This is a genomic window from Macromonas nakdongensis (assembly GCF_002837145.1).
GTDB lineage: Bacteria > Pseudomonadota > Gammaproteobacteria > Burkholderiales > Burkholderiaceae_C > Macromonas_B > Macromonas_B nakdongensis.
Genome location: NZ_NWMV01000010.1, coordinates 1 through 22592 on the forward strand (window position 1 = coordinate 1; position 22592 = coordinate 22592).

18 protein-coding genes and 1 pseudogene are annotated in these 22592 nt (G+C 67.8%); 4 read left to right on the top strand and 15 right to left on the bottom strand.

Going from position 1 to position 22592, the window contains the following annotated elements; translation table 11 throughout:
• Nucleotides 1-299, bottom strand: a pseudogene (locus CON77_RS15070) (hypothetical protein); the annotation flags it as partial.
• Nucleotides 290-598, bottom strand: coding sequence for a hypothetical protein (locus CON77_RS01735; protein ID WP_101047218.1), 309 nt, complete (start codon nucleotides 596-598; stop codon nucleotides 290-292). The gene CON77_RS01735 and the pseudogene CON77_RS15070, both read right to left, overlap by 10 nt.
• A gap of 138 nt (nucleotides 599-736) precedes the next feature.
• Here CON77_RS01735 and CON77_RS01740 point away from each other — a divergent pair, with 138 nt between their 5' ends.
• Nucleotides 737-2194, top strand: coding sequence for a putative nucleotidyltransferase substrate binding domain-containing protein (locus CON77_RS01740; protein WP_101047220.1), 1458 nt, complete (start codon nucleotides 737-739; stop codon nucleotides 2192-2194).
• Between the two features lie 27 nt (nucleotides 2195-2221).
• Here CON77_RS01740 and CON77_RS01745 read toward each other — a convergent pair whose 3' ends face one another.
• The 5 genes from CON77_RS01745 to ppsA form a co-directional block, all read right to left on the bottom strand.
• The gene (locus CON77_RS01745) at nucleotides 2222-4420 is read right to left on the bottom strand and encodes a 3'-5' exonuclease (RefSeq protein ID WP_101047221.1); all 2199 of its coding nucleotides are present in this window, start codon (nucleotides 4418-4420) and stop codon (nucleotides 2222-2224) included.
• The gene (locus CON77_RS01750) at nucleotides 4417-4791 is read right to left on the bottom strand and encodes a response regulator transcription factor (RefSeq protein ID WP_101047223.1); all 375 of its coding nucleotides are present in this window, start codon (nucleotides 4789-4791) and stop codon (nucleotides 4417-4419) included. The genes CON77_RS01745 and CON77_RS01750 overlap by 4 nt, the downstream gene beginning before the upstream one ends.
• Nucleotides 4788-7550, bottom strand: a complete 2763-nt coding sequence (locus CON77_RS01755) for a sensor histidine kinase (RefSeq protein ID WP_101047225.1) — start codon at nucleotides 7548-7550, stop codon at nucleotides 4788-4790. The genes CON77_RS01750 and CON77_RS01755 overlap by 4 nt, the downstream gene beginning before the upstream one ends.
• Nucleotides 7551-7571: 21 nt before the next feature.
• Nucleotides 7572-7769, bottom strand: coding sequence for a hypothetical protein (locus CON77_RS01760; RefSeq protein WP_101047227.1), 198 nt, complete (start codon nucleotides 7767-7769; stop codon nucleotides 7572-7574).
• Nucleotides 7770-7921: 152 nt separating this feature from the next.
• Nucleotides 7922-10315 carry a phosphoenolpyruvate synthase gene (gene ppsA, locus CON77_RS01765; RefSeq protein ID WP_101047229.1) on the bottom strand — a complete coding sequence of 798 codons (2394 nt, stop codon included), beginning with the start codon at nucleotides 10313-10315 and terminating at the stop codon, nucleotides 7922-7924.
• A 181-nt stretch (nucleotides 10316-10496) separates the two neighbouring features.
• Between ppsA and ppsR the strand changes: the two genes are divergently transcribed.
• Complete coding sequence (gene ppsR, locus CON77_RS01770; protein ID WP_101047231.1) at nucleotides 10497-11306, top strand: posphoenolpyruvate synthetase regulatory kinase/phosphorylase PpsR; 810 nt, start codon at nucleotides 10497-10499, stop codon at nucleotides 11304-11306.
• Between the two features lie 3 nt (nucleotides 11307-11309).
• Here the strand turns inward: ppsR and CON77_RS01775 are convergent, their stop codons facing one another.
• The gene (locus CON77_RS01775) at nucleotides 11310-12113 is read right to left on the bottom strand and encodes a lytic transglycosylase domain-containing protein (protein ID WP_232788366.1); all 804 of its coding nucleotides are present in this window, start codon (nucleotides 12111-12113) and stop codon (nucleotides 11310-11312) included.
• 340 nt (nucleotides 12114-12453) lie between these two features.
• On the opposite strand from CON77_RS01775, the gene CON77_RS01780 reads away from it, so the two are divergent.
• Both CON77_RS01780 and CON77_RS01785 read left to right on the top strand, forming a co-directional pair.
• A complete protein-coding gene (locus tag CON77_RS01780; RefSeq protein WP_232788367.1) occupies nucleotides 12454-14121 on the top strand; it encodes an MFS transporter in 1668 nt (555 codons plus the stop codon).
• Nucleotides 14122-14218: 97 nt separating this feature from the next.
• Nucleotides 14219-14413: a hypothetical protein gene (locus CON77_RS01785; protein ID WP_101047237.1), complete on the top strand. Its 195-nt coding sequence runs from the start codon at nucleotides 14219-14221 to the stop codon at nucleotides 14411-14413.
• A gap of 61 nt (nucleotides 14414-14474) precedes the next feature.
• On the opposite strand, the gene CON77_RS01790 is transcribed toward CON77_RS01785, so the two are convergent.
• The 7 genes from CON77_RS01790 to CON77_RS01820 form a co-directional block, all read right to left on the bottom strand.
• Nucleotides 14475-15956, bottom strand: a complete 1482-nt coding sequence (locus CON77_RS01790; protein WP_101047239.1) for a serine/threonine protein kinase — start codon at nucleotides 15954-15956, stop codon at nucleotides 14475-14477.
• Nucleotides 15953-16702, bottom strand: coding sequence for a metallophosphoesterase family protein (locus tag CON77_RS01795; RefSeq protein ID WP_101047241.1), 750 nt, complete (start codon nucleotides 16700-16702; stop codon nucleotides 15953-15955). The genes CON77_RS01790 and CON77_RS01795 overlap by 4 nt, the downstream gene beginning before the upstream one ends.
• A 144-nt stretch (nucleotides 16703-16846) precedes the next feature.
• Nucleotides 16847-18577 carry a cation acetate symporter gene (locus CON77_RS01800; protein WP_101047243.1) on the bottom strand — a complete coding sequence of 577 codons (1731 nt, stop codon included), beginning with the start codon at nucleotides 18575-18577 and terminating at the stop codon, nucleotides 16847-16849.
• Nucleotides 18574-18882: a DUF485 domain-containing protein gene (locus tag CON77_RS01805; RefSeq protein WP_101047245.1), complete on the bottom strand. Its 309-nt coding sequence runs from the start codon at nucleotides 18880-18882 to the stop codon at nucleotides 18574-18576. Before CON77_RS01805 ends, CON77_RS01800 begins: the two co-directional genes overlap by 4 nt.
• 201 nt (nucleotides 18883-19083) lie before the next feature.
• Entirely contained in the window at nucleotides 19084-20136 is a 1053-nt protein-coding gene (gene cobT / locus CON77_RS01810) for a nicotinate-nucleotide--dimethylbenzimidazole phosphoribosyltransferase (RefSeq protein WP_101047247.1), read from the bottom strand.
• Nucleotides 20137-20151: 15 nt separating this feature from the next.
• Nucleotides 20152-21636, bottom strand: a complete 1485-nt coding sequence (locus CON77_RS01815; protein WP_101047249.1) for a cobyric acid synthase — start codon at nucleotides 21634-21636, stop codon at nucleotides 20152-20154.
• The coding region (locus CON77_RS01820) for an aminotransferase class I/II-fold pyridoxal phosphate-dependent enzyme (protein ID WP_101047251.1) at nucleotides 21633-22592 on the bottom strand (960 nt) is incomplete at its 5' end. The genes CON77_RS01820 and CON77_RS01815, both read right to left, overlap by 4 nt.

Consider the following 22592-nt stretch of genomic DNA (forward strand, 5'->3'; position numbering starts at 1 on the left):
GCCAGGTTGTAGCGGTAAGCCGCCACGTCCGGGGCCGCGGCCACGGCAGCGCGCTGCCAGCTCAGGGCCGCGGTGCAACGCCCGGCCTCGGCCCGCTGATGGGCCAGGGAGGCCAGAACGGCCGCATCGCCCGGACGGGCGCAGGCCGCACGCCAGAAGCCTTGCGTGGCCCCCGCCGACCAACCCAGCACCCGCGCCAGCAGGCCCCAGCCATGCCAAGCCCAACGCCGCCAGCGCGAAGCCGGACGGGCATCAGGGCACCGCGCCCCCACCGCACCCCAGGACACGGTCAACGGCACGCCTGCACCCCCAGGTCCAGGCACAGGGCAATCTTGGCCACGGTCGCGGCCATCCACACCAGCAGCAGCACACAGAAGGCGACCAGCGACAGGTGCGCGCGCAACACCCAGCGCGGTGAGATCCACGCCGCCCCCCGCAGCAGTGGGCGGCACAGGGTGTCGAACACCCAGACGAAGACGTTGTGGCGCCCCGTCCCGGGGCTCAGTCGCTGCACCCAGGCCCCCAGCACCCAGCGTCCCAGCAAGGCCAGGAGCGCGATTTCGGCCAGCAGTTTGACGGCGGTGACAAGCAAAAGCATGGAACAAGGAAGGGCGACAGGACGTGCCAGCAAGCTTAACCACCCGGGCGCCCGATCGGCCCGACCTTGACACCGGACAAACCCGAACCCGCGCGGCACGTGTAGCATGGAATATTACCGGCTGTCCGCACCCACCCCATGTCCGACCCGACCCCGCCCCGCAGCGTCGACAACCACGTCAACCTGATCACCACCCCGGTGCACACCCTGGTGCGGCGCCCCCCGGTGACGCTGCCGCCGCACACCCCCATCCAGCAGGCAGCACGGGTCATGCGCGAACAGCGGGTGTCGTCGGTGCTGATCGTGCAAGAAGGCGTGCTGTTCGGCCTGATCACCGACCGCGACCTGCGCAACCGCGTCATCGCCGAAGGGCTGGACACGGCGCGGCCGATCGTGGAAATCGCCACGCTGGCGCCCATGACCATCGACCTGCACAGCCACGCCTTCGACGCGCTGCTGCTGATGGCGCGGCACAACATCCACCATGTGCCGGTGATGGACCAGGGCCAGGTGGCCGGCATGGTCACCAGCACCGACCTGACCGAGCAGCAAAGCAACTCGGCGGTGTACCTGGCCGGCGCCATTTACAAACAGACCACGGTGGCAGGGCTGGTGGAGACCAGCGGCCGCATCAAGCAGCTGCAGCAGCACCTGGCCGCGGCCGGGGCCAGCGCCCACAGCACCGGGCACATCGTCTCGGCCATCACCGACGCGCTGACCTCGCGCCTGCTGCAACTGGGCGAACTCCAGCTCGGGCCGGCGCCGGTGGACTACGCCTGGGTGGCGGCGGGCTCACAGGGGCGCAACGAACAGACCGCCAAGTCGGACCAGGACAACTGCATGATCCTGGACGATGCCTACGACGCGGCCCGACACGGCGACTACTTTCGCGAGCTGTCGCGCTTCGTCTGCGACGGCCTGAACGCCTGCGGCTACGTCTACTGCCCCGGCGAGATGATGGCCATGACCGACCAGTGGCGCCAGCCGCTGCAACGCTGGCGCGAATACTTCCACGGCTGGATCGACCAGCCCGACCCGACGGCGCTGATGCTGACCTGCGTGTTCTTCGACCAGCGCTTCGTCTACGGCCAACTGGCCCTGCTGGACACCCTGCGCGCCGAGGTGCTGCGCCGCTGTCAGGCCGAACGCATTTTCCTGGTGCACATGGTCGGCAATGCCCTGATGCACCAGCCCCCGCTGAGCTGGCTGGGCAACCTCACGCTGATCAAAGGCGGGGAACACGGGGGCACGGTGGACCTCAAGCACACCGGCATCGTGCCCATCATCGACCTGGCACGGGTGTACGCCCTGGCGGCGGGCTCGCCCGCGGTGAACACGCGCGACCGGCTGGAGCACGCCGAGGCCAGCGGGGAGATCAGCGCAGAACGGGTGCGCGACCTGCTCGACGCGCTCGAACTGCTGAGCACGCTGCGCATCCAGCACCAGGCCCGCCGCATGTCCGACGGGCACGCGGCCGACAACCACCTGCACCCGGAAGAACTGTCCCACCTCGAACGCAAGCACCTGAAAGACGCGTTCAGTGTGGTCAAAAGCCTGCAATCGGTCTTGGCCACCCGCTACCCGAGCGGGCGTTGAGACCGCGGCACGGGACACACGCCCCGCTCAGTACTTGAGTCGGGCGTAGTAGGTGCGTTCGGCCGCGGCCCGGGCCTGGCCCAGGGTGTGGATGCCTTTTTCCGCCAGCAGCGGGATGAGTTTGAGAAACACCTCGGCCGTGACCATGGCATCGCCCATGGCGGTGTGCCGGCCGATGACGGTGACGTTGAAGCGCGCGGCGATGGCCTCCAGGCGGTGCGAGTCCTGCTGCGGATGGACCACCGCCGACAGCAGCAGGGTGTCGAGCACCGGCTGGTCGAACACCAGGCCGGAGACCCGTTCCTTGAGCTGCAGGAAGCGCATGTCGAAGGCGGCGTTGTGCGCCACCAGCACCGTGTCCTGGGCGAAAGCATGAAAGGCCGGCAAAACCTCCAGGATGTCGGGCTGGCCGCGCACCATCTCGGGCGTGATGCCGTGGATCGGGATGGAGGCGGCCGGGATGTCGCGCCCGGGGTGCACCAGTTGCTCGAAACCTTCGTGCCGCAGCAGCTTGCCGTTGACGATGCGGGTGGCCCCGATCTGCAGGATCTCGTCACCCTGCGAGGGGTTGAGACCGGTGGTTTCGGTGTCGAACACGGTGTAGGCCAGGGCTGTCAGGGGCGTGTCCTCCAGCGCCTGACTGCGCGCCGAGACGCGGAACAGGTCGAAGTCGTAGTACTCGGGCCGGCTGTCGTTGTGCACGTACTGGGCCGTGTCCATGGGCTCCTGGGCTTGCGCGGTGGGCAGCAGGAAGCGGAAAAAAGCCTGCTGACGGACCCGGTCGCGCTCGAACCAGAAGGCGCCGGCGTGGCGTTCGACCACGTCGCGCACCGACAAGGGCAAGACCTCGGACCCGATGCGCATCGGGTCCAGTTCCCAGCCCATGACGGTTTCGGTGCTCATGGCCTGACCGCTCCAGACCAAGTCGAGCCAGGCCTGGTGCCGGTCCTCGCCGCCGGTCTGCAGGCGCAAGCTCACCCCGCGCACGCCGAATTCGTCCTGCAGGCGCGCGGCCAGGTACACCAGCGCCTGCATCAGGGAAAAGCTCTCGACCCGCAGCCACAAGGCCGCATCGACCTCGGCCGGCGGGATGGGCAAACCCGTCGCCTCGGTGATGCGCTGCGAGGCCGCCCCCAGCAGGTCGGCGCCGAGCATGTCCTCCATCGGCCAGCGCGTCTTGAATCCGTCGGCCGTGTCGGCCACCAGCTGCTGCAGGCGCATGCCCATGGCCCGCACCTCGTCGCGCACCACGCCCAGGAAGCGTTCGCGCATGGCCGGCTCCAGGTCGGGGTAGTCGAGCACGTCCACCGCCGCCTGCAGATTGGCCAGGGACGAGCGGCTGCCCTCGGTCAACCCGAACAGCAAACGGTCGCGGGCGGACTCCTCCTCAAAGTCGCGGGTGATGTTGTCGAGCATCAGCACAAAGCCGGACAGGGCTGGGGCACCGGCCGGCGTTTCGAGCGCCTCCGGCACCTGACGCACCGGGGCCATCTGCACCCGCAGCAACTGACCGGCACGGGTGGCGGTGACGAACTGGGCCGAGGGGCTGGCCGCGCCCCGGCGCAGGCGCTGCTGGACGCTGTCCAGCGCGTGCGCCACCAACTGGCGGTCAAACACGGCGTAGATGGAGCGCCCCAGGCCGATGAGTTCGGCGCCATCGGCCAGGCGCGGCGCCGCCGACAGGGCCCGGAACTGCAACCGCGCCCGCTGGTTGTAGAGCAGGATGCGGCCGTCCAGGTTGCACACCACCACGCTCTGGGTGAGTTCCGACATCAGGGCGGCGAGGCGCGATTTTTCCTGCTCGATGCCCTGGGCCGCCTCGCGCACTTTGGCGTCCATCTGCTGGCGCAGCGTTTCGCGCTGGGCCACCAACTGGTTGACCAGCCCGGCCAGGGCGCGGGTTTCGGGGCTGCCCTTGGGCGGCAGTTCCCGCACCACATCGGTGGCCAGCAGCACCTGGGCCTCTTCGGCCAGTTGCACCGACGGCGTGATCCAGTGGGCGAACCAGCGCTGCAGGCCCCAGGCGATGCCAACCATGCCCACAGCCCAGGCCAGCCCCACCGGCCACAGCCGGCCGTCCAGCAGGGGCAGGAGAGCGGCCCGTTCGGGCGGGCCCAGCACGAGCGCGACCAGCCCGGCCGTGGCCCCCAGCCAGAGCAGCGACAGCAGCGCGGCCGCACCGAGCAGCCACCACAGGCGGCGGTCGGTGGTTTGCGCGGCACTCACCCCTGGGGCTCCAGCAGTTCGCGCACCTTGTCCACCAGTTCCTTGGTGGAAAACGGCTTGGTCATGTAGGCGTTCACGCCCAGGGCCAGGCCCTTGGCCACGTCGGTGTCGCGGCCCTTGGCGGTGAGCATGAGGATGCGCGTGTCCTTGACCTGGTCGTTGGCGCGCACCTCCTGGCACACATCGAAGCCGGTCTTGCGCGGCATCATCACGTCCAGCAGCACCAGGTCCGGGCGGTGCGCCAGGATGGCGTCCAGCGCCTCCTGACCGTCGCGCGCCAGCCGGACCTGGTAGCCCTCGCGCTTCATCAGGAACTCCAGCGAAATCAGGATGTTCGGTTCGTCGTCGGCGATCAGCAGCGTGGCGCTCATGCACGGTCTCCAGGGATGGGCGGCCCCGGATCGGGGGCCGCGGGGGGTTCGAACGGCAGGAAGAAGCCGAAGCAGGCCCCCTGCCCCGGCGGCGAACGCAACCACATGCGTCCACCGAAATGTTCCACGATCTGGCGGCTGATGGGCAGGCCCAGGCCGGTGCCCTGGGGACGGTTCAGGCTGTCGCCGCCCTGGCGGAATTTCTCGAACACCAGTTGCTGCTGCTCGCCGGGGACGCCCGGACCGTTGTCTTGCACCTCCACCGTGGCCCCCAGGGCGTCGGCCGTCAGGCGCACCCACACCCGACCGTGGCCGGCGGGCACGAACTTGGCCGCGTTGGAAATGAGGTTGAGCATCACCTGGGTCAGGCGGTCGGCATCGGCCCGGAGGGTGACCGGGGCGTCGGGCAGCGCCAACTCGGCCTGCACGCCCTTCTCGCGCAGCAGCTCGGCCGTGGTCTGCACCGATTGCCGCACCAGAGCGGCCAGGTCCAGCTCGGCGCTGAGCCATTCGGCGTGGCCGGACTCGATCTTGGCCATGTCCAGCACCTGGTTGACCAGGCGGCTCAGGCGCTCGGTCTCGGCCACCACGATGCCCAGGAACTGCTGGCGCTGCTCCGCTTCCATGGCGGGATCGTCGCGCATGAGTTCGCTCAGGGCCCGGATCGAGGTCAGGGGCGTGCGCAACTCGTGCGTCACCGAGGACATGAAGTCGTCCTTGAGGCTGTCCAGGCTCTTGAGCTGCTCGTTGGCGGCGCGCAACTCGGCCGTGGCCCGTTCCAGCGAGCGCGATTTGTCCTCCAGCGCCCGGGAATGCAGGCGCAGGCGCTTGGTTTCGTCCAGGATGCGCATCACGTCGTCGAGGTTGAGCGAATCCTCCTTGACGACCGAAGCCACCATCACCCGGGCCGAGGCACTGCCGATGGCCCCGGCCAGCAGGGTTTCGACGAACTGCACCAGGCGGGCGTCGGCCTGCAGCTGCTCCACCCGCTCCAGGCCCTGCTGGCGGGCGTACCGCTCGAAACTGGCCTGGGCGCGGTCGCTGCCCAGAAACCGGGCCGCCAGGGGCAGCAACTCGCTGACACTGGCCTGGCCGCGCCAGAACACCGGGTGGGCCTGGTCGGTCCGCTCGAACACGTCCACAAAGAGCTGGGCCTGGCTCGCCTCGCGCGCCGACGGCAGCCGCCACAGCGACACGGCGATGTAGGCCCCGGCGTTGAGCAGGAGGCTCCAGAACAGCGAGTGCGTCAGGTTGTCCAGCCCCTGCAAGCCCAGGAACTGCTCGGGCTTGAGCAGCCCCACGCCGAACAGCCCTTCCTGCAGAAAACCGTCTGGCATCCAGCCCGACTTGGCCAGGGACGGCAGCATCAGCGTGTAGGCCCAGACAGCGAAGCCCAGCAGCAGCCCGCTCATGGCACCCGGGCGCGTGCCTCCCTTCCAGTACATGCCGCCGAACAGGGCCGGGGCGAACTGCGCCACCGCGGCAAAGCTGATGAGCCCGATGCTGACCAGGGCATAGGCCTCGCCGGCCAGGTGGTAGTACAGGTAGCCCAGCAAGAGCAGCAGCAAGATGGCCGCGCGGCGGATGCCCAGCAGCAGGCGGGTGAGGTCGCAGCCCTGGGCGTGCATCCAGCGCTGGGTGCGCAGCAGCACCGGCATCACCAGGTCGTTGCAGACCATGGTGGACACCGCAATCGCTTCCACCACCACCATGCCCGTGGCCGCCGACAACCCGCCAATGAAGGCCAGCAAGGCCAGCCCGCCCTGCCCTTGCGACAGCGGCAGGGTCAGGACGAAGGTTTCCGGGTTCACCGTGCCCGGCCCGAAGTGCAGCAGACCGCCCAGGGCGATCGGCAGCACGAACAGGTTGATCAGCAGCAGGTACAAGGGGAAGACCCAGGCGGCACGCTTGAGGTGGCGTTCGTCCACGTTTTCCACCACCATGACCTGGAACTGCCGCGGCAGCAGCAGCACCGAGCACATGGCCAGCAGAATCATGCTGAACCACTGCGCGTACGCGAAGGGCTGGTCGCCGCCCAGACGCAACAGCCGGGCCAGTTCCGGCCGGGCCAGGGCCCGGTCGAAGATATCGCCCACGCCCTGGAACAGGCCGTGGGCCACGAAGACCCCCACCGCCAGGAAGGCCAGCAGCTTGACCACCGACTCGAAGGCGATGGCCGCCACCATGCCCTCGTGGCGCTCGGTGCTGTCCAGGTGGCGCGCACCGAACACCATGGTGAAACCGGCCAGCGCCAGCGCCAGGTACAGGGTGCTGTCCTGCCACCAGGGTCGGGCGGTGTCGAAGTCGACCCCAAGCGGGGTGGTGAGCACCGCGTATGCCACGGCAATGCCCTTGAGCTGCAGGGCCATGTAGGGCACGATGCCGACCACGGTGATCAGCGTGACCAGCCCGGCCAGCTCCGGGCTCTGGCCGTAGCGGCTGGAGATGAAGTCGGCGATCGAGGTGATGCGGTAGGTCTTGGCGATGCGCACCATCTTGCGCACCACCAGCCAGGCCAGGGTCATGGCCAGCATGGGCCCCAGGTAGGTGGGCAAAAACCAGATGCCGGAACTGGCCGCCCGCCCCACGCTGCCAAAGTAGGTCCAGGCGGTGCAGTACACCGCCATCGACAGCGCATACACCCAGGAACTGGCGATGATGGAGCGCCCCTGGGCCGCCCGCCAATCGCCATAAGAAGCCACGGCAAACAGCGTCAACAGGTAGGCGAAGGACGCAACGAGGACCAGCAGCGGGGACATATCGGCTTGAGCGTGAGGCCCTCAGTCTGGCGCCTGCTCGACGATCCAGGCCAGGCCCGCGATCAGCCCGCCCCACAGCAGGAACAGGGCCAGCGGAAACAGGGGCACGCCGAACCAACGCACCGACTGGTCCCACAAGGCGATGAGCGGGAAATTGAACAGCACCCCGCTGGCAAAGCACAGGGCCAGCAGGCGTTGCGACACCAGTGTCTGGTTCATGGTGCGTCTCCTCAAAGTACCTACACGCGGCCACGGGCACGCCCCCATTGTGCCCCGAAGGCGCTTACCTTGGGCTTACCCGCAGACACGGTATCGCCAAAACAAAAAGGCCCCGAGGGGCCTTTTTGCAAGCGGCAGCTCAAAGGCGCCGGTCAACGGGCGGCCAGCTGCTGCCAGGTGTCCACCACGCTGTCCGGGTTCAGGGAGATGGAGCTGATGCCCTCGTCCTTGAGCCACTGGGCGAAGTCGGGGTGGTCGCTGGGGCCCTGGCCGCAGATGCCGATGTACTTGCCTTCGGCACGGCAGGCCTGGATCGCCTGGCTGATCAAGGCAGTGACGGCCGGGTCGCGCTCGTCGAAATCGTGCGCCAGCAGTTCCAGGCCGGAGTCGCGGTCCAGGCCCAGGGTGAGCTGGGTCAGGTCGTTCGAGCCGATCGAGAAGCCGTCGAAGAACTGCAGGTACTGCTTGGCCAGGATGGCGTTGCTCGGGATCTCGCACATCATGATCAGCTTGAGCTCGTTCTCGCCGCGCTTCAAGCCGAACTTGGCCAGCAGGTCCACCACCCGCTCGGCCTGCTTGAGGGTGCGCACGAAGGGCACCATCACCTGCACGTTGGTCAGGCCCATGTCCTCGCGCACGCGCTTGATGGCTTCGCACTCCATGGCAAAGGCTTCGCCAAAGTCTTCGCTGATGTAGCGCGCCGCGCCGCGGAAACCCAGCATCGGGTTTTCCTCGTCGGGCTCGTAGCGGCTGCCGCCCACCAGTTTGCGGTACTCGTTGCTCTTGAAGTCGCTCAGGCGCACGATCACCGGCTTGGGCCAGAAGGCCGCGGCGATGGTCGCCACGCCTTCGGCCACCTTGTCCACGTAGAAGGCGCGCGGGCTGGCGTGGCCACGGGCCACCGATTCCACCGCCTTTTTCAGGTCCGGGTCCACCTGCGGGTAGTCCAGGATGGCCTTGGGGTGCACGCCGATGTTGTTGTTGATGATGAATTCCAGCCGCGCCAGGCCGACGCCGCCGTTGGGAATCTGCGCGAAGTCGAAGGCCAACTGCGGGTTGCCCACGTTCATCATGATCTTGACGTCGATCGGCGGCATGGCGCCACGCTGGACCTCGGTCACTTCGGTTTCCAGCAGGCCGTCGTAGATGTTGCCGGTGTCGCCTTCCGCGCAGCTCACGGTCACCAGGGTGCCATCCTTGAGCTTGTCGGTGGCGTCGCCACAACCCACCACGGCCGGGATGCCCAGCTCGCGCGCGATGATGGCGGCGTGGCAGGTGCGCCCGCCGCGGTTGGTGACGATGGCGCTGGCGCGCTTCATCACCGGTTCCCAGTTGGGGTCGGTCATGTCGGTGACCAGCACATCGCCGGGCTGCACCTTGTCCATCTCGGCAATGTTGTGCACCAGCCGCACCGGGCCGGTGCCGATCTTCTGACCGATGGCGCGGCCCGAGGCCAGCACCGCGCCCTGGCCCTTGAGCTTGTAGCGCATTTCCACCTGGCCAGCGGCCTGGCTCTTCACGGTTTCGGGGCGGGCCTGCAGGATGTAGAGCTGGCCGTCGTTGCCGTCCTTGCCCCATTCGATGTCCATCGGGCGGCCGTAGTGCTGCTCGATCACCAGGGCGTAGCGGGCCAGTTCCAGCACGTCGGCGTCGGTCAGGCTGTAGCGGTTGCGCAGTTCCACCGGCACGTCCACGGTTTTCACCAGCTTCTTGGTGGCGGCTTTTTCTTCTGGGGTGCTGAACACCATCTCGATCAGCTTGCTGCCCAGGTTGCGGCGGATCAGCGCCTGCTTGCCGGCCTTCAGCATGGGCTTGTGGACGTAGAACTCGTCGGGGTTGACGGCGCCCTGCACCACGGTCTCGCCCAGGCCATAGCTGCTGGTGATGAAGACCACGTCTTCAAAACCGCTTTCGGTGTCGATGGTGAACATCACGCCGGCGGCGCCCAGGTCGGAACGGACCATGCGCTGGATGCCCGCAGAGAGCGCCACCTCGGCGTGGGTGAAGCCCTTGTGCACGCGGTAGCTGATGGCGCGGTCGTTGTACAGGCTGGCGAACACTTCCTTGATCTTGTGCAGCACTTCTTCAATGCCGTGCACGTTCAGGAAGGTTTCCTGCTGGCCGGCGAAGGACGCGTCGGGCAGGTCTTCGGCGGTGGCGGAGGAACGCACCGCGTAGGTGGCGGTGGCGCTGCCGGCGTTCAGGGTGTCGTAGCCGGCGCGGATGGCCTGCTCCAGATCGGCCGGGAAGGGCTGGGCCTCGACCATGGCGCGGATCTCGGCGCCGACTTCGGCCAGGGCGCGCACGTCCTCGGTGTCGAGGGCGGACAGCTTGGCGTGGATGCGCTCGTCCAGGCCGTCGGCCTTGAGGAACTCACGGAAGGCGTGGGCCGTGGTGGCAAAGCCCGTGGGCACGCGCACGCCTTGCGGCAATTGGGAAATCATCTCCCCCAGACTGGCGTTTTTGCCACCGACCGACTCGACGTCGGCCATGCGAAGTTGTTCGAACGGCACGACCAGGGCGGTCGGACTGAACAGTTGAGACATGAGAAAGCTCCAAGGTTAAAAAACCGGGTCGCACCCCGCCCGTGCCGCCACATGCTTGTTCTGTTGTGGGCAGCGGCCAGTGGCCAGGTGCTGAATCTGGATAATGGCGCATTGTAGGACCTCGGCTTTTCGGCGTCAGCGCGGCCTGCCGCGTCGGCGCCACGTTTGAGAAATTTTCACGATGCCCCACCGCACCGCTTTCTTCATTTCCGACGGCACCGGCATCACCGCCGAAACCTTTGCCAAAGCCATCCTGGCGCAGTTCGAAATCGCCCCCAAACGGGTGCGCCTGCCTTTTGTGGACGATGCCGACCGGGCCTACCAGGCGGTGCGGCAGATCAACCACGCCGCCGAGGTGGACGGCACGCGCCCGCTGGTGTTCACCACGGTGGTGAACATGGAGGTGCTGGCGGTGCTGCGCGCCGAGTGCAAGGGCATGCTGATCGACATGTTCGGCACCTTCATCTCGCCGCTGGAGCACGAACTGGGCATCAAATCCAACCACCGGGTGGGCCGGTTTTCCGACGTGTCGAAAAGTCAGGAATACCACGACCGCATCGAAGCCATCAACTTCACCCTGGAGCACGACGACGGCCAGACCCACGAGAACCTGGAGCAGTCGGACGTGATCCTGGTGGGGGTGAGCCGCAGCGGCAAGACGCCGACCTCGCTCTACCTGGCGATGCAGTTCGGGCTGAAGGCGTCGAACTACCCGCTCATTCCCGAGGACTTTGAACGCCGTCAGCTGCCCCCGGCGCTGGTGCCGTTCAAGAATAAGCTGTTCGGCCTGACCATCCAGCCGGAACGCCTGAGCGAGATCCGCAACGAGCGCAAACCCCATTCGCGCTACGCCAGCATCCAGAACTGCCGCTACGAGGTGAACGAGGCCGAGGCCATGATGCGGCGCGCCGGCATCCGCACGCTCTCGACCACCACCAAGTCGATCGAGGAGATCGCCACCATCATCCGCCAGGACCTGAACCTGGAGTGAGCCTCACAAGGCGCCGGGGCGGGCGTGCACCGGCGAGCGGTAGAAGTGCAGGATGCGCTGCACGTACTCGCGGGTTTCGGCGAAGGGGGGAACGCCGCCGTGGCGGTCCACCGCGCCCTCGCCGGCGTTGTAGGCGGCCGAAGCCAGCGCCACACTGCCATTGAAGCGGTTGAGCAGCCAGCGCAGGTAGGCCAAACCACCGCGCACGTTCTGCTCCGGGTCGAAGGGGTTGCGTACCCCGAAACGGGCGGCCGTGTCGGGAATGAGCTGCATCAGGCCCTGGGCGTTCTTGGGCGAAACGGCACCCGGGTCCAGATTGGACTCGGCCCGGGCGATGGCCAAGGCCAAGCGGTAGTCCACATCAAACCGGGGGGCCAGACGCTGGATCAGCTGCGCGTGCAGGCGCTTGTCCCGAGGCAGGGCGAGCATGTAGCGTTCCACCACCTCGGCGGGCACGGCCGGCTCCACCAGCGGGTCCACCTCGAAAGCGGGGGCCTGGCCGGTGAGCAGGCAGTCGGGCAAGCGGTCGGGAGAGGGTTCGTCGCGCAGCAGCAGGCGGGCCTTTTCGTGGCCGAACTGCGCCGCCATGGCCAACATGGTGCGGCCTTGGAGGCGGCCCTCCAGGTCCTTGCGTTCGACGAACAGGCGCCCCAAACGGTACTGGGCCTCGGCGCTGCCGAAACGGGCCGCCGCACAGAAACGGGCCGCCGCCCGCAGCGGGTCGCGGGCGATCTGCGCCGCATGGCCGTCTTCGATCAGCCGCGAAATGACGGGGGCCTCTTCGGTCCAATCGGGCAAATCGCCCAAACCCGGGTCCGCGGCCCACGCATGGCCCGCGAACAAAGCGGCCACCAGACCGGCTGCCGCCCCTTGCACGCACCGAACCCGCATAAAACCCCACTCACCGTTGTTCAACCCGTGGTCAATTTTGCCTCAGGACAAACCCGTAAACAAGGGGCCCTCAGGGCGGGGATATGCAGCATATTCCGCACAAAAAAGTATGAATTGATAGATTGCAGCGAAATTTCTGTCGTCATGTAAGTTTCTGTTAGAAAAGTGTCAGACGATGGTCAGCGTCACTTCTGATAGTCGCCGTGCCATCCTGGAATTCCAAGATGTCATCCCAATAACTTTAGGAGACCCGTCCATGGCCCATGCCGCACCCCGGCCGATGACCGGAGAAGAGAAGAAAGTCATCTTCGCTTCTTCGCTAGGCACCGTTTTCGAGTGGTACGACTTTTACCTGTATGGCTCGCTCGCCGCGATCATCGCCAAACAGTTCTTCGCCGGCCTGGACCCGACATCCGCCTTCATTTTCGCCCTGCTGGCCTTCGCCGCGGGCTTCATCGTGCGTCCGTTCGGCGCGCTGGTCTTCGGCCGTCTGGGCGACATGATTGGCCGCAAGTACACCTTCCTGGTCACCATCCTGATCATGGGCGGCTCGACCTTCATCGTGGGCATCCTGCCGACCTACGCCAGCATCGGCGTGGCCGCGCCCATCATCCTGATCCTGCTGCGCATGCTGCAGGGTCTGGCGCTGGGCGGTGAGTACGGCGGTGCCGCCACGTACGTGGCCGAACACGCCCCGCACGGCAAGCGCGGTGCCTACACCGCCTGGATCCAGACGACCGCGACCCTGGGCCTGTTCCTGTCGCTGATCGTGATCCTGAGCACCCGCACCATCGTGGGCGAAGCCGCCTTCGCCGACTGGGGCTGGCGTGTGCCGTTCATCGTGTCGATCGTGATGCTGGGCATCTCCGTCTACATCCGCTTGACGATGAACGAATCACCCGCCTTCAAGAAGATGAAGGAAGAAGGCAAGACCTCGAAGGCCCCGCTGACCGAGTCCTTCGGCCAGTGGAAAAACCTGAAGATCGTGCTGCTCGCCCTGTTCGGTCTGGTGGCCGGTCAGGCCGTGGTGTGGTACTCGGGCCAGTTCTACGCGCTGTTCTTCCTGACCAGCGTGCTGAAGGTCGACAGCTCCACCGCCAACCTGCTGGTGGCCGCCTCCCTGATCATCGGCACCCCGTTCTTCGTGGTGTTCGGTTCGCTGTCCGACAAGATTGGCCGCAAGCCCATCATTTTGGCGGGCCTGCTGCTGGCTTGCCTGACCTACTTCCCGCTGTTCAACGCCCTGACCAAAGCCGGCAACCCCGATCTGGCCGAAGCCCAGGCCAAGGCCAAGGTGACCGTGACCGCCTCTGCCGGCGATTGTTCTTTCCAGGGCAACCCGGTGGCGCGTGAGATCGACTTCACCAAGTCGTGCGACATCGCCAAGCGCTTCCTGGCCCAGAACTCGGTGAGCTACGACAACGTGACCGCACCGGCCGCCGGCCCCGCCACCGTGACCATCGGTGAGAAGACCATCGCCGCTCCCGTTGGTGTGGTGGTGAACAGCAAGTTCGACGACGCCTCCAAGGCCGCCATCGACGCCTTCAAGAAGGAAGTCAAGGGCGCGCTGAAGGAAGCTGGCTACCCGGACAAGGCCGACCCAGCCAAGGTCGACAAGGTGACCATCATCGTCATCCTGACCATCCTGGTGATCTACGTGACCATGGTGTACGGCCCGATCGCGGCCATGCTGGTGGAAATGTTCCCGACCCGGATCCGCTACACCTCCATGTCGCTGCCCTACCACATCGGCAACGGCTGGTTCGGTGGTCTGATGCCCACGATCGCCTTCGCGATGGTGGCCCAGAACGGCAACATGTACTACGGTCTGTGGTACCCGATCGTGATCGCCGCGGCGACCTTCGTGATCGGCCTGTTGTTCGTGCGTGAAACCAAGGACGTGGACATCTACGCCGAAGACTGATCGCTCGGTGGACCGTTTGCAGGGGCTCAGCCCCTGCATTCAATCAAAGGCCCTCCCCGAGGGCCTTTGATTGAATCAACCCTCTCGGAGAAAGACCATGTGGAAAATTGTTGCCGCTTTCATTGCTTTTGCAGCCCTGTCCCTGTTTGTGATCATGAAAGGTGGTGACAACCTCGACATGAGCGGTGAAAAGCACGGCACGGAAACGACGCACGAGGCGGAGAAGCCTGCCGCAGCCCCGGCGGCGGCGGAAGCACCTGCCGCAGCCCCGGCGCCCGCGCAGAAGCCCTGATCGGGATCCCCCTACCCCCAAAGGCGCAGCCCCCGAGCCAGCGGGGCCTGCGCTTTTTTCGTCAATGGGGCGGGCGCGGCACCTCTGCGGCAGGAGCGCCCAACCATTGAAAGGGCAGACTGGCCTTGACGAGCAGGACCGAACAGGGAGCGTGCATGGCCACCTTGGTGGGCACCGTGGCCACGAAATGCTGCAACTGCAGGCCGTGGGTGGCGGCCCCCATCACGATCAAGCTCACGTGGTTGCCGCCGGCGTAAGCCAGCAGGGCCGAGGCCACGTCGCCCGATTCCAGCACGTGGAAAGACACCCGGTGGGGCCCCAGCTCCAGGGGCTGGGCCCAGGTCCGCAACATGCCCAGGTAGCGGCGCTGGGCGCTGGTTTCGCTGCGCTCGCTGTCGGTGCTGCTGGTGGAACCCGGCGAGATCACCGTCACCACGGCCAGCCGTGCACCCGGTAGTTGCCCCAGGCTGCGCTGGACCGCCTGCCGCAACGAGTACAGGGTGGCATCGCTCACGTCGTGGTGGGGCACCGCCGCCATCACGATCGGGACTTCGCTGATCTGCCGCTGCGGCAATGGGCTGGGCTGGTAATGCATGCCCGCGGCTTTGAACCAACGCCGCAGGTGTTCGCGGAACCGGGTGCCGCGGGTGTCGCGGCCACGCTCGGTGACGGCGATCTGGTCATGGTGGCTGAGGTCGAACGCCAGGTGGGCGGCCGAAGGATAGCGCCGCTCGGCCTCGGGCTCCAGGCACCGGAGGATGACCTCCTGCAGCCAGGCGGGCACGTCGGGTCGGCGGCGGCGCGGCGGCACAGGGTCCATCCACAGGCGCTGGCGTAGCCCACCCCGGGTGCGGGGTTCACCGAACGGGGTGTCCCCCGTGGTCAACTGGTAGAGCATGACGCCGATGGCGAAGATGTCGCTGCGCGGATCGCCACGTATGCCCACCACCTGCTCGGGCGCGATCCAGATGGGGGAACCGACCGCCTGCCGCAGTTCTTCGGCCAGCAGATCGGGGAAATGGGCGTGGCAGGACAGGCCGAAGTCGATCAGCACGACCTCGCCCGGCGCTTGCGGATCTGGCCCGGTCCGGTACAAGACGTTGGCGGGCTTCAGATCCAGGTGGCAGACGTTCTGCTGGTGCAGGCTGTGCACAGCACGGGCCAGTCCGGCGCCCAGCCGGGCGATCAATTCGGAGGCGATCGGTGTCGGGCCTTCGAGCCAGTGCGCCAAGGTGTGCCCCGGGACGTATTCCATCACCAGGTAGGGCAGTTGCTGAAGGTCCCCCGCCGCCACAAAGCGGGGCACATGGGGCCCGGTGAGGGCCGGCAGGATCTGGGCCTCGACCTCGAAGCTGACGATGGTTTCCGAACCGTCGCCCGCGGTCATGCGTGGGATTTTCATCACCATCTCGAAGCCGGGCGTGCGCCGTCCGCCATCGGCGTCGGCCAGATCGACGCGGTAGATGTGGGCCATGCCCCCGGCGTGCAGGCATTCGCGGACGACGAAGCCGTCGATCACATGGCCCGGCTCCAGCAGCTTCACTGCCCGACCTCCAGCCGGTCGGCCAGAAAGGCCGGCAAACCGGCACGCCGAATGGTGTCGGCCGCCGCGTGAATGTCGTAGGGCACGCGGTGGAAGGTGAGGCGGTGGGTGTGGCTGTCGTGCACCGCGTACATCGCCCGCGGGTCGCCGTCGCGTGGCTGCCCCACCGAGCCGACGGTAACGACGCAGGGCCGGTGTGCCGGCAGGGGGATGCCCACGTCCGCCGTCGGGGTGAAACACATGAGCTGCCGACCCGTGCCGGGGTAGTAAAGGCGCTGGCGGTGGACGTGCCCGACGAACACTTGGCGGGCCCCCATGCCCTCGGCCGCGGCAAGGCAGCGGTCGGCGCTGCGCTCGTCGTCCACGTAGACCCACTGCGGAGGGCGCTCTGCACTGGCGTGGACCATCAGCACCGGCCCCTCTTGCAGCAGCAGCGGCAGACCCGCCAGAAACGCACGGTGGTCCGCGTGGAGCTGGTCGTGGGTCCAGGCCGCGGTACTGGCCCCGGCGTGCGTGCGCTCGGTGGGCGGTGCCACCGCCATGTCGTCGTGGTTGCCGCGCAGCACCAGTGCTCCCTGGGCCTGGAGGGAGATCAGCGTGTCCACGGTCCAGACCGGATCGCCGCCGTAGCCCACGAGATCCCCCAGGAAAGCGTGACGCTGCACACCTTGGGCCTGGGCGTGTGCCAGACAGGCCTCCAGCGCCTGCCGGTTGGCGTGGAGGTCCGACATGAAGGCTGTTTTCATCCCATCTCCGGGCTCGGTCTGTCTGGAACGATCATACGCCGGCTGGGGACAGGCCTGCGGCACAAAAAAACTGGCCGGACAAATGCCCGGCCAGCTGAGTAGGGGTCTGCGGGCGCCTGCCCGCAGACTTGTGGGGAACGGGACTCAGTGCCCCGAAGCGCCCGCGGCCCCCAGACCGGTTTCGGAACGCACCTTCTGGGTGATGAAGGCTTCGCGCTCGGCCTGGGCTTGCTTGCTGCTGTCCAGGATGGAGAACAGCCACACGCCCACAAAGCCGATGGTCATGGAGAACAGGGCCGGCGAGCTGTACGGGAACCAGGCGGAACCCTTGGGGTTGCCCAGGGTGGCTTCCCACACGGACGGCGACACGATGGTCAGTGCCACGGAAGAAGCCAGGCCCAGGAAGCCACCGATCACGGCACCCTTGGTGGTGCAACCCTTCCACAGCATGGACAGGAACAGCACCGGGAAGTTGGCGGACGCGGCGATCGCGAAGGCCAGCGACACCATGAAGGCGATGTTCTGCTTCTCGAAGGCGATGCCCAGGACCACGGCGATCACGCCCAGGGCCAGGGTGGTCATGCGCGACACCTTCAGCTCGGAAGCGCTGTCGGCCTTGCCCTTCTTGATCACGGTGGCGTACAGGTCGTGCGACACGGCAGAGGCGCCCGAGAGCGTCAGGCCGGCCACCACGGCCAGGATGGTGGCGAAGGCCACAGCCGAGATGAAGCCGTAGAACACGTTGCCGCCGACGGCCTTGGCCACCAGCACCGCGGCCATGTTGGCCGTGCCCGCGCCGCCGTGGATGATGCCCTTGGCGGTGTCGGCGTACTCGGGGTTGGTCAGCACCAGGGTGATGGCGCCGAAGCCGATGATGAAGATCAGCACGTAGAAGTAACCGATCCAGGTGGTGGCCCAGAACACGGATTTGCGGGCTTCCTTCGCGTCGGGCACGGTGAAGAAGCGCATCAGGATGTGGGGCAGACCGGCGGTGCCGAACATCAGCGCCATGCCGAAGGAGATGGCGGAGATCGGGTCCTTGATGAAACCGCCCGGACCCATGATGGACAGGCCCGCGGCCGCGGCCTCTTCCGGCGTCTTGCCGGCGTTGGCGGCAATGGCCGTCTTCACTTCCACGCCTTTGGCGAACAGCGCCTCGGGGCTGAAGCCGAACTCGGACAACACCATGATGGCCATGAAGGTGACGCCCGACAGCAGCAGCACGGCCTTGATGATCTGCACCCAGGTGGTGGCGGTCATGCCGCCGAACAGCACGTAGATCATCATCAGCGCGCCGACGATGATGACGGCGTACATGTAGTCCAGACCGAACAGCAGCTTGATGAGCTGGCCGGCGCCGACCATTTGGGCGATCAGGTAGAACGCGACCACGACCAGCGTGCCCGAGGCCGCGAAGGCGCGGATCGGGGTCTGCTGGAAGCGGTAGCCGGCCACGTCGGCGAAGGTGAACTTGCCGAGGTTGCGCAGTCGTTCGGCCATCAGGAAGGTGATGACGGGCCAGCCGACCAGGAAGCCGATCGAATAGATCAGGCCGTCGTAACCGTTGGCCATGACGGCCGCGGAAATACCCAGGAAGGACGCGGCGGACATGTAGTCGCCGGCGATGGCCAAGCCGTTCTGGAAACCGGTGATGCCACCACCGCCGGTGTAGAAGTCGGCGGCCGACTTGGTTTTGGCCGCGGCCCACTTGGTGATGTAGAGCGTGCCGGCGACGAACGCGCCGAACATCACGATGGCGGTCCAGTTGGTGGCCTGCTTGGCGGCCTCACCCACGTCGCCACCGGCGGCGAGAGCGGCACCGGCGGCCAGCAGGGCCAGCAGCGCGGTCAGGCTGTTGCGAAGGGAATGCATCATTTGGTGGCGTCCTTCAGGATTTCTTTGGTCAGGGCGTCGAATTCGCTGTTGGCGCGGCGCACATAGATGCCGGTGATGACGATGGTGAACACGATCACGCCAAAACCGATGGGGATGCCGATCGAGGTCACGCCCGCGCCCAGGGGCTGGGCCAGGAAGGGCTTGTTGAAAGCGATCAGGGCGATGTAGCCGTAGTAAACGACCAGCATCAGGATCGCCAGGAACCAACCGAAGCCGTTGCGCTTGGTCTGCAGTTCCTGGTATTTGGGATTTTTCAGAATCCGTTCGACGACGGGATCACTCATGGAGCGTCTCCTCTCAAGGTGGGTGGGTTGCTGTAATGTGTCAATGACACACGCTTTCATTGTCAATTGCTGCACTGACGACCCACTGACTGGGCCCTGACGGCCCCCTTACGGAACACCCGCGATCCAATTTGGAGCAGGCGCGCGCCTGCCACCGCGCCGCGGGCGGGCGGCGGGCCGTGTGGCGGGTGGGGTGGGAACTCAGTCCGTGGAGCGCTCGGCCGACTCGCGCGCGGACACGCCGGCCGAGGCGAAGCTGGCCATGTCGCGCAGGATGGCGCAGGCCGACACCAGCAGCGGCCAGGCCAGCGCGGCGCCCGAACCTTCGCCCAGGCGCAGGCCCAGGTCGAGCAGCGGCTCGGCGCGCAGGTGGGCCAGCAGCAGGGCGTGGCCGCGCTCGCCCGAGCGGTGGCTGAACACGCAGCGTTCCAGCACGGCCGGCGCCAGGCGGCTGGCCACCAGCACGGCGGCGGCGGTGATGAAACCGTCGACCACCACCACACGCCGCTCCTGCGCGGCCTGCAGCACCGCCCCGACCATGGTGGCAATCTCGAAGCCGCCGAAAGCGGCCAGGACCGCCAGCGGATCGTGCACACCGGGGTGGTGCGCCAGCACCTCGCGCAGGATGGCGGTCTTGCGCTGCACCGCTGCGGCGTCCAGGCCGGTGCCGGCGCCTGTGCAGTCGGCGATGTCCAGCCCCAGGAGGCGCGCCATGATCAGGGACGCGGACGAGGTGTTGCCGATGCCCATTTCACCCAGCAGCAAGGCGTTGCCGGGCAAGTCGCGCACCAGGGCCACGCCGTGGGCCAGGGCCTGCTGGCATTGCTCGGCGCTCATGGCCGGGCTGGCGCTGGCGTCGGCGGTGCCAGGCGCCACCTTGCACAAACGCAGGCCGGAGCGCGGGGCAAAGTCGTGGCGCACGCCGCAGTCCACCACCGTCAGGCCGATGCCGTGCTGGCGCGCCAGCACGCTGACGGCGGCGCCACCGGCGAGGAAGTTTTCCACCATCTGCCAGGTGACGTCGCTCGGGTAGGCCGACACGCCGCGCGCGGCCAGGCCGTGGTCGCCGGCGAAGACCACCATCTGCGGCTCGCGCAGCACCGGCGCGGTGCTGCCCAGGATCAGGCCCAGGGTGTGGGCCAGGGTTTCCAGCCGGCCCAGGGCGCCGAGGGGTTTGGTTTTTTGGTCGATGAGGCCTTGCAACTCGGTCGCCAGGGCGGGCTGGTGCAAGGGTTCCACGGTGGGCAGGGACATGAGGGCGGTCGGTGGTCAGGGTTGGGCCAGGCGGTCGAGCACGCCGGGGGCGAAGTGGTCTTGGATGAAGTCGGCCAGTGTGTCAAACACGCCGTCCAGGGTGGGCGTGGCCTGACCGAACAGGGTGGCCAGGGCCTGCGGGTCTTCGAACAGGCCGTGCAGGTACAGGCCGAGCACATTGCCGGCGGCGTTCTGCCAGCCCAGCGGGGCGCTGGCGCCCAGCACCGGCCGGGCCTGGGCGCCGGCAGCCAGCATGGCGGGGTGTGGCGCGGTCTGGCCGTGGTGGATTTCGTAGCCGCTCACGGCCACGCCGTCGAGCGCGGCCCAGGGGCCTTGCACACCGCTGAAGCGGGCGGTGGTGGGCTGCACGGTTTTGCGCGCCTCGAAGGCGGTGACCAGCGGCAGCAGGCCCAGGCCGGGGGTATTGCCTTCGGTCAGGGACTCGATGCCCTGCGGGTCCACCAGCGCTTCGCCCAGCATCTGCAGGCCGCCGCAAATGCCCAGCACCGCCCTGCCCTGCGCCGCGTGTGCCGCCACGGCCTGGTCCAGGCCCTGCTGGCGCAGCCAGGCCAGGTCGGCGCTGGTGTGCTTGCTGCCGGGCAGCACGATCCAGTCGGCGCCGGCCACGTCGGCCGGGCTGCGCGCCCACACCAGGCGCACGCCGGGCACGTTCTTCAGGGGCTGGAATTCGTCGAGGTTGCTGATGCGCGGGTAGGCCAGCACGGCGACGGTCAGGCGCACCGCGCCCGGGGCGTGGGTGCGGTCGTCGAACACGCCGTCCTCTTCGGGCAGGCCGTGGTGCCAGCGCATGGGCAAGGTGGCCACGGTGGGCACACCGGTCAGATCCTGGAGCATCTGGGGCGCCGGGGCCAGCAGGCTGGCATCGCCACGGAACTTGTTGAGCACGAAACCCTGGATCAGCGCCCGCTCCTCGGGCGGCAGCAGCGCCCAGGTGCCGTAGAGGTGGGCGAAGGCACCGCCGCGGTCGATGTCGGTGACCAGCAGGCAGCGCGCGTCGGCGTGGCGGGCGACGCGCATGTTGACGATGTCGCTGGCGTGCAGGTTGATTTCGGCGGGCGAGCCGGCGCCTTCGATCACCACCAGGTCGTGCTCGGCGCGCAGGGCGTCCAGCGCCTGGGCCACGTGCGGCCAGACGCGCTCGCTGCGGCCGCGCCAGGGCATGTCGGTCAGCGCGCGGTCGACTTCGCCCAGCAGCACGACCTGGCTGCGGGTGTCGGCCTCGGGCTTGAGCAGGACGGGGTTCATGCGCACCTCGGGCACGGCCCGGGCGGCCAGGGCCTGGAAATACTGGGCCGAGCCGATTTCGCCCCAGCGCCCACCGGGGCCGGCGACGACGCGGGCGTTGTTGCTCATGTTCTGCGCCTTGAAGGGCGCGACCCGAAGGCCCTGGCGGGCGTAGTGGCGGCACAGAGCGGTGGTGAGCCAGCTTTTGCCGGCGCCGCTGGTGGTGCCGAGCACCATGAGGCAGGTGGCGGTCATGCGTGGGGTGTGGGAATGGAAGGGGCCTGCGGCGCGGTCATGTCGGCGCTGGCAGGCGTGCCGGTGGCGGCCTGGCAGGCGGACAGCAAGGCTGCCTGTGCGGGCGGGGACAGCACGCCCAGGCGCCAGTGACCGGGCAGGCCGAAGGAAGTGGCGTCGCGCAGCTGCACGCCATGGGCGGCCAGAACCGCCGGGGCCAGCGGCTGCGGGGGGCGGGCACAGAAGAAGTTGGCGTCGCTGGGCAGGCAGTGCCAGCCCTGGTCGCCCAGGCTGCGGCGCAAGGTACCGGTCCACTCGCGCAGAGTGTCCAACGACGCGGCCAGCCACTGCTGCGCGGCGGCGCCGCTCCAGGCCTGGAGCATGGCCACCGCGTGGGCGCCCAGAGGCCAGGACGGGCCGAGGCGCTCCAACGCGGCGGCCTCGCCTTCGGCCCCGGCGGGAGCGATCAGGTAGGCGCCGCGCACCCCGGTCAGGCCCAGGGCCTTGTTCGGGGTCCACATCTGCCAGACGGTGTCGAGCGTGGCCGCTGGTGCAGGGGTGCCGGGCGTCAGGCGCAAGGGGGCGTAGGCCCGGTCGAGCACGGTGAGGCGGGTGCCGCGCGGTGCGCCGGCCAGGTCCAGGCCCTGGCCCAGGGGACTGGAGGGGTCGCAGAGCCAGCAGAGATCGGCCTCGGCCCCCAGGACCGACGGCGACAAGCCCCAGGCCGCGGCGGCATGGGCGTAGTCGCCGTAGGCGTGGGTGGGGACGGCCACGGTGCGGCACCCCAGGCGCACGGCCCAGGCGGTGAGGCGCACGATGGCCTCGCTGGCGCTGGCCACGAAGACCAGGCGGGCCGGGTCCACACCGTGGAAACGGGCCAGATCCCGGCGCAGGGCCGCATACGTCGGGTCGGGGTAGCGGCCGGGGTCGGCGGCCTGCATCGCGGCCCAGGCCACCGGGCACGGCCCACAGGCATT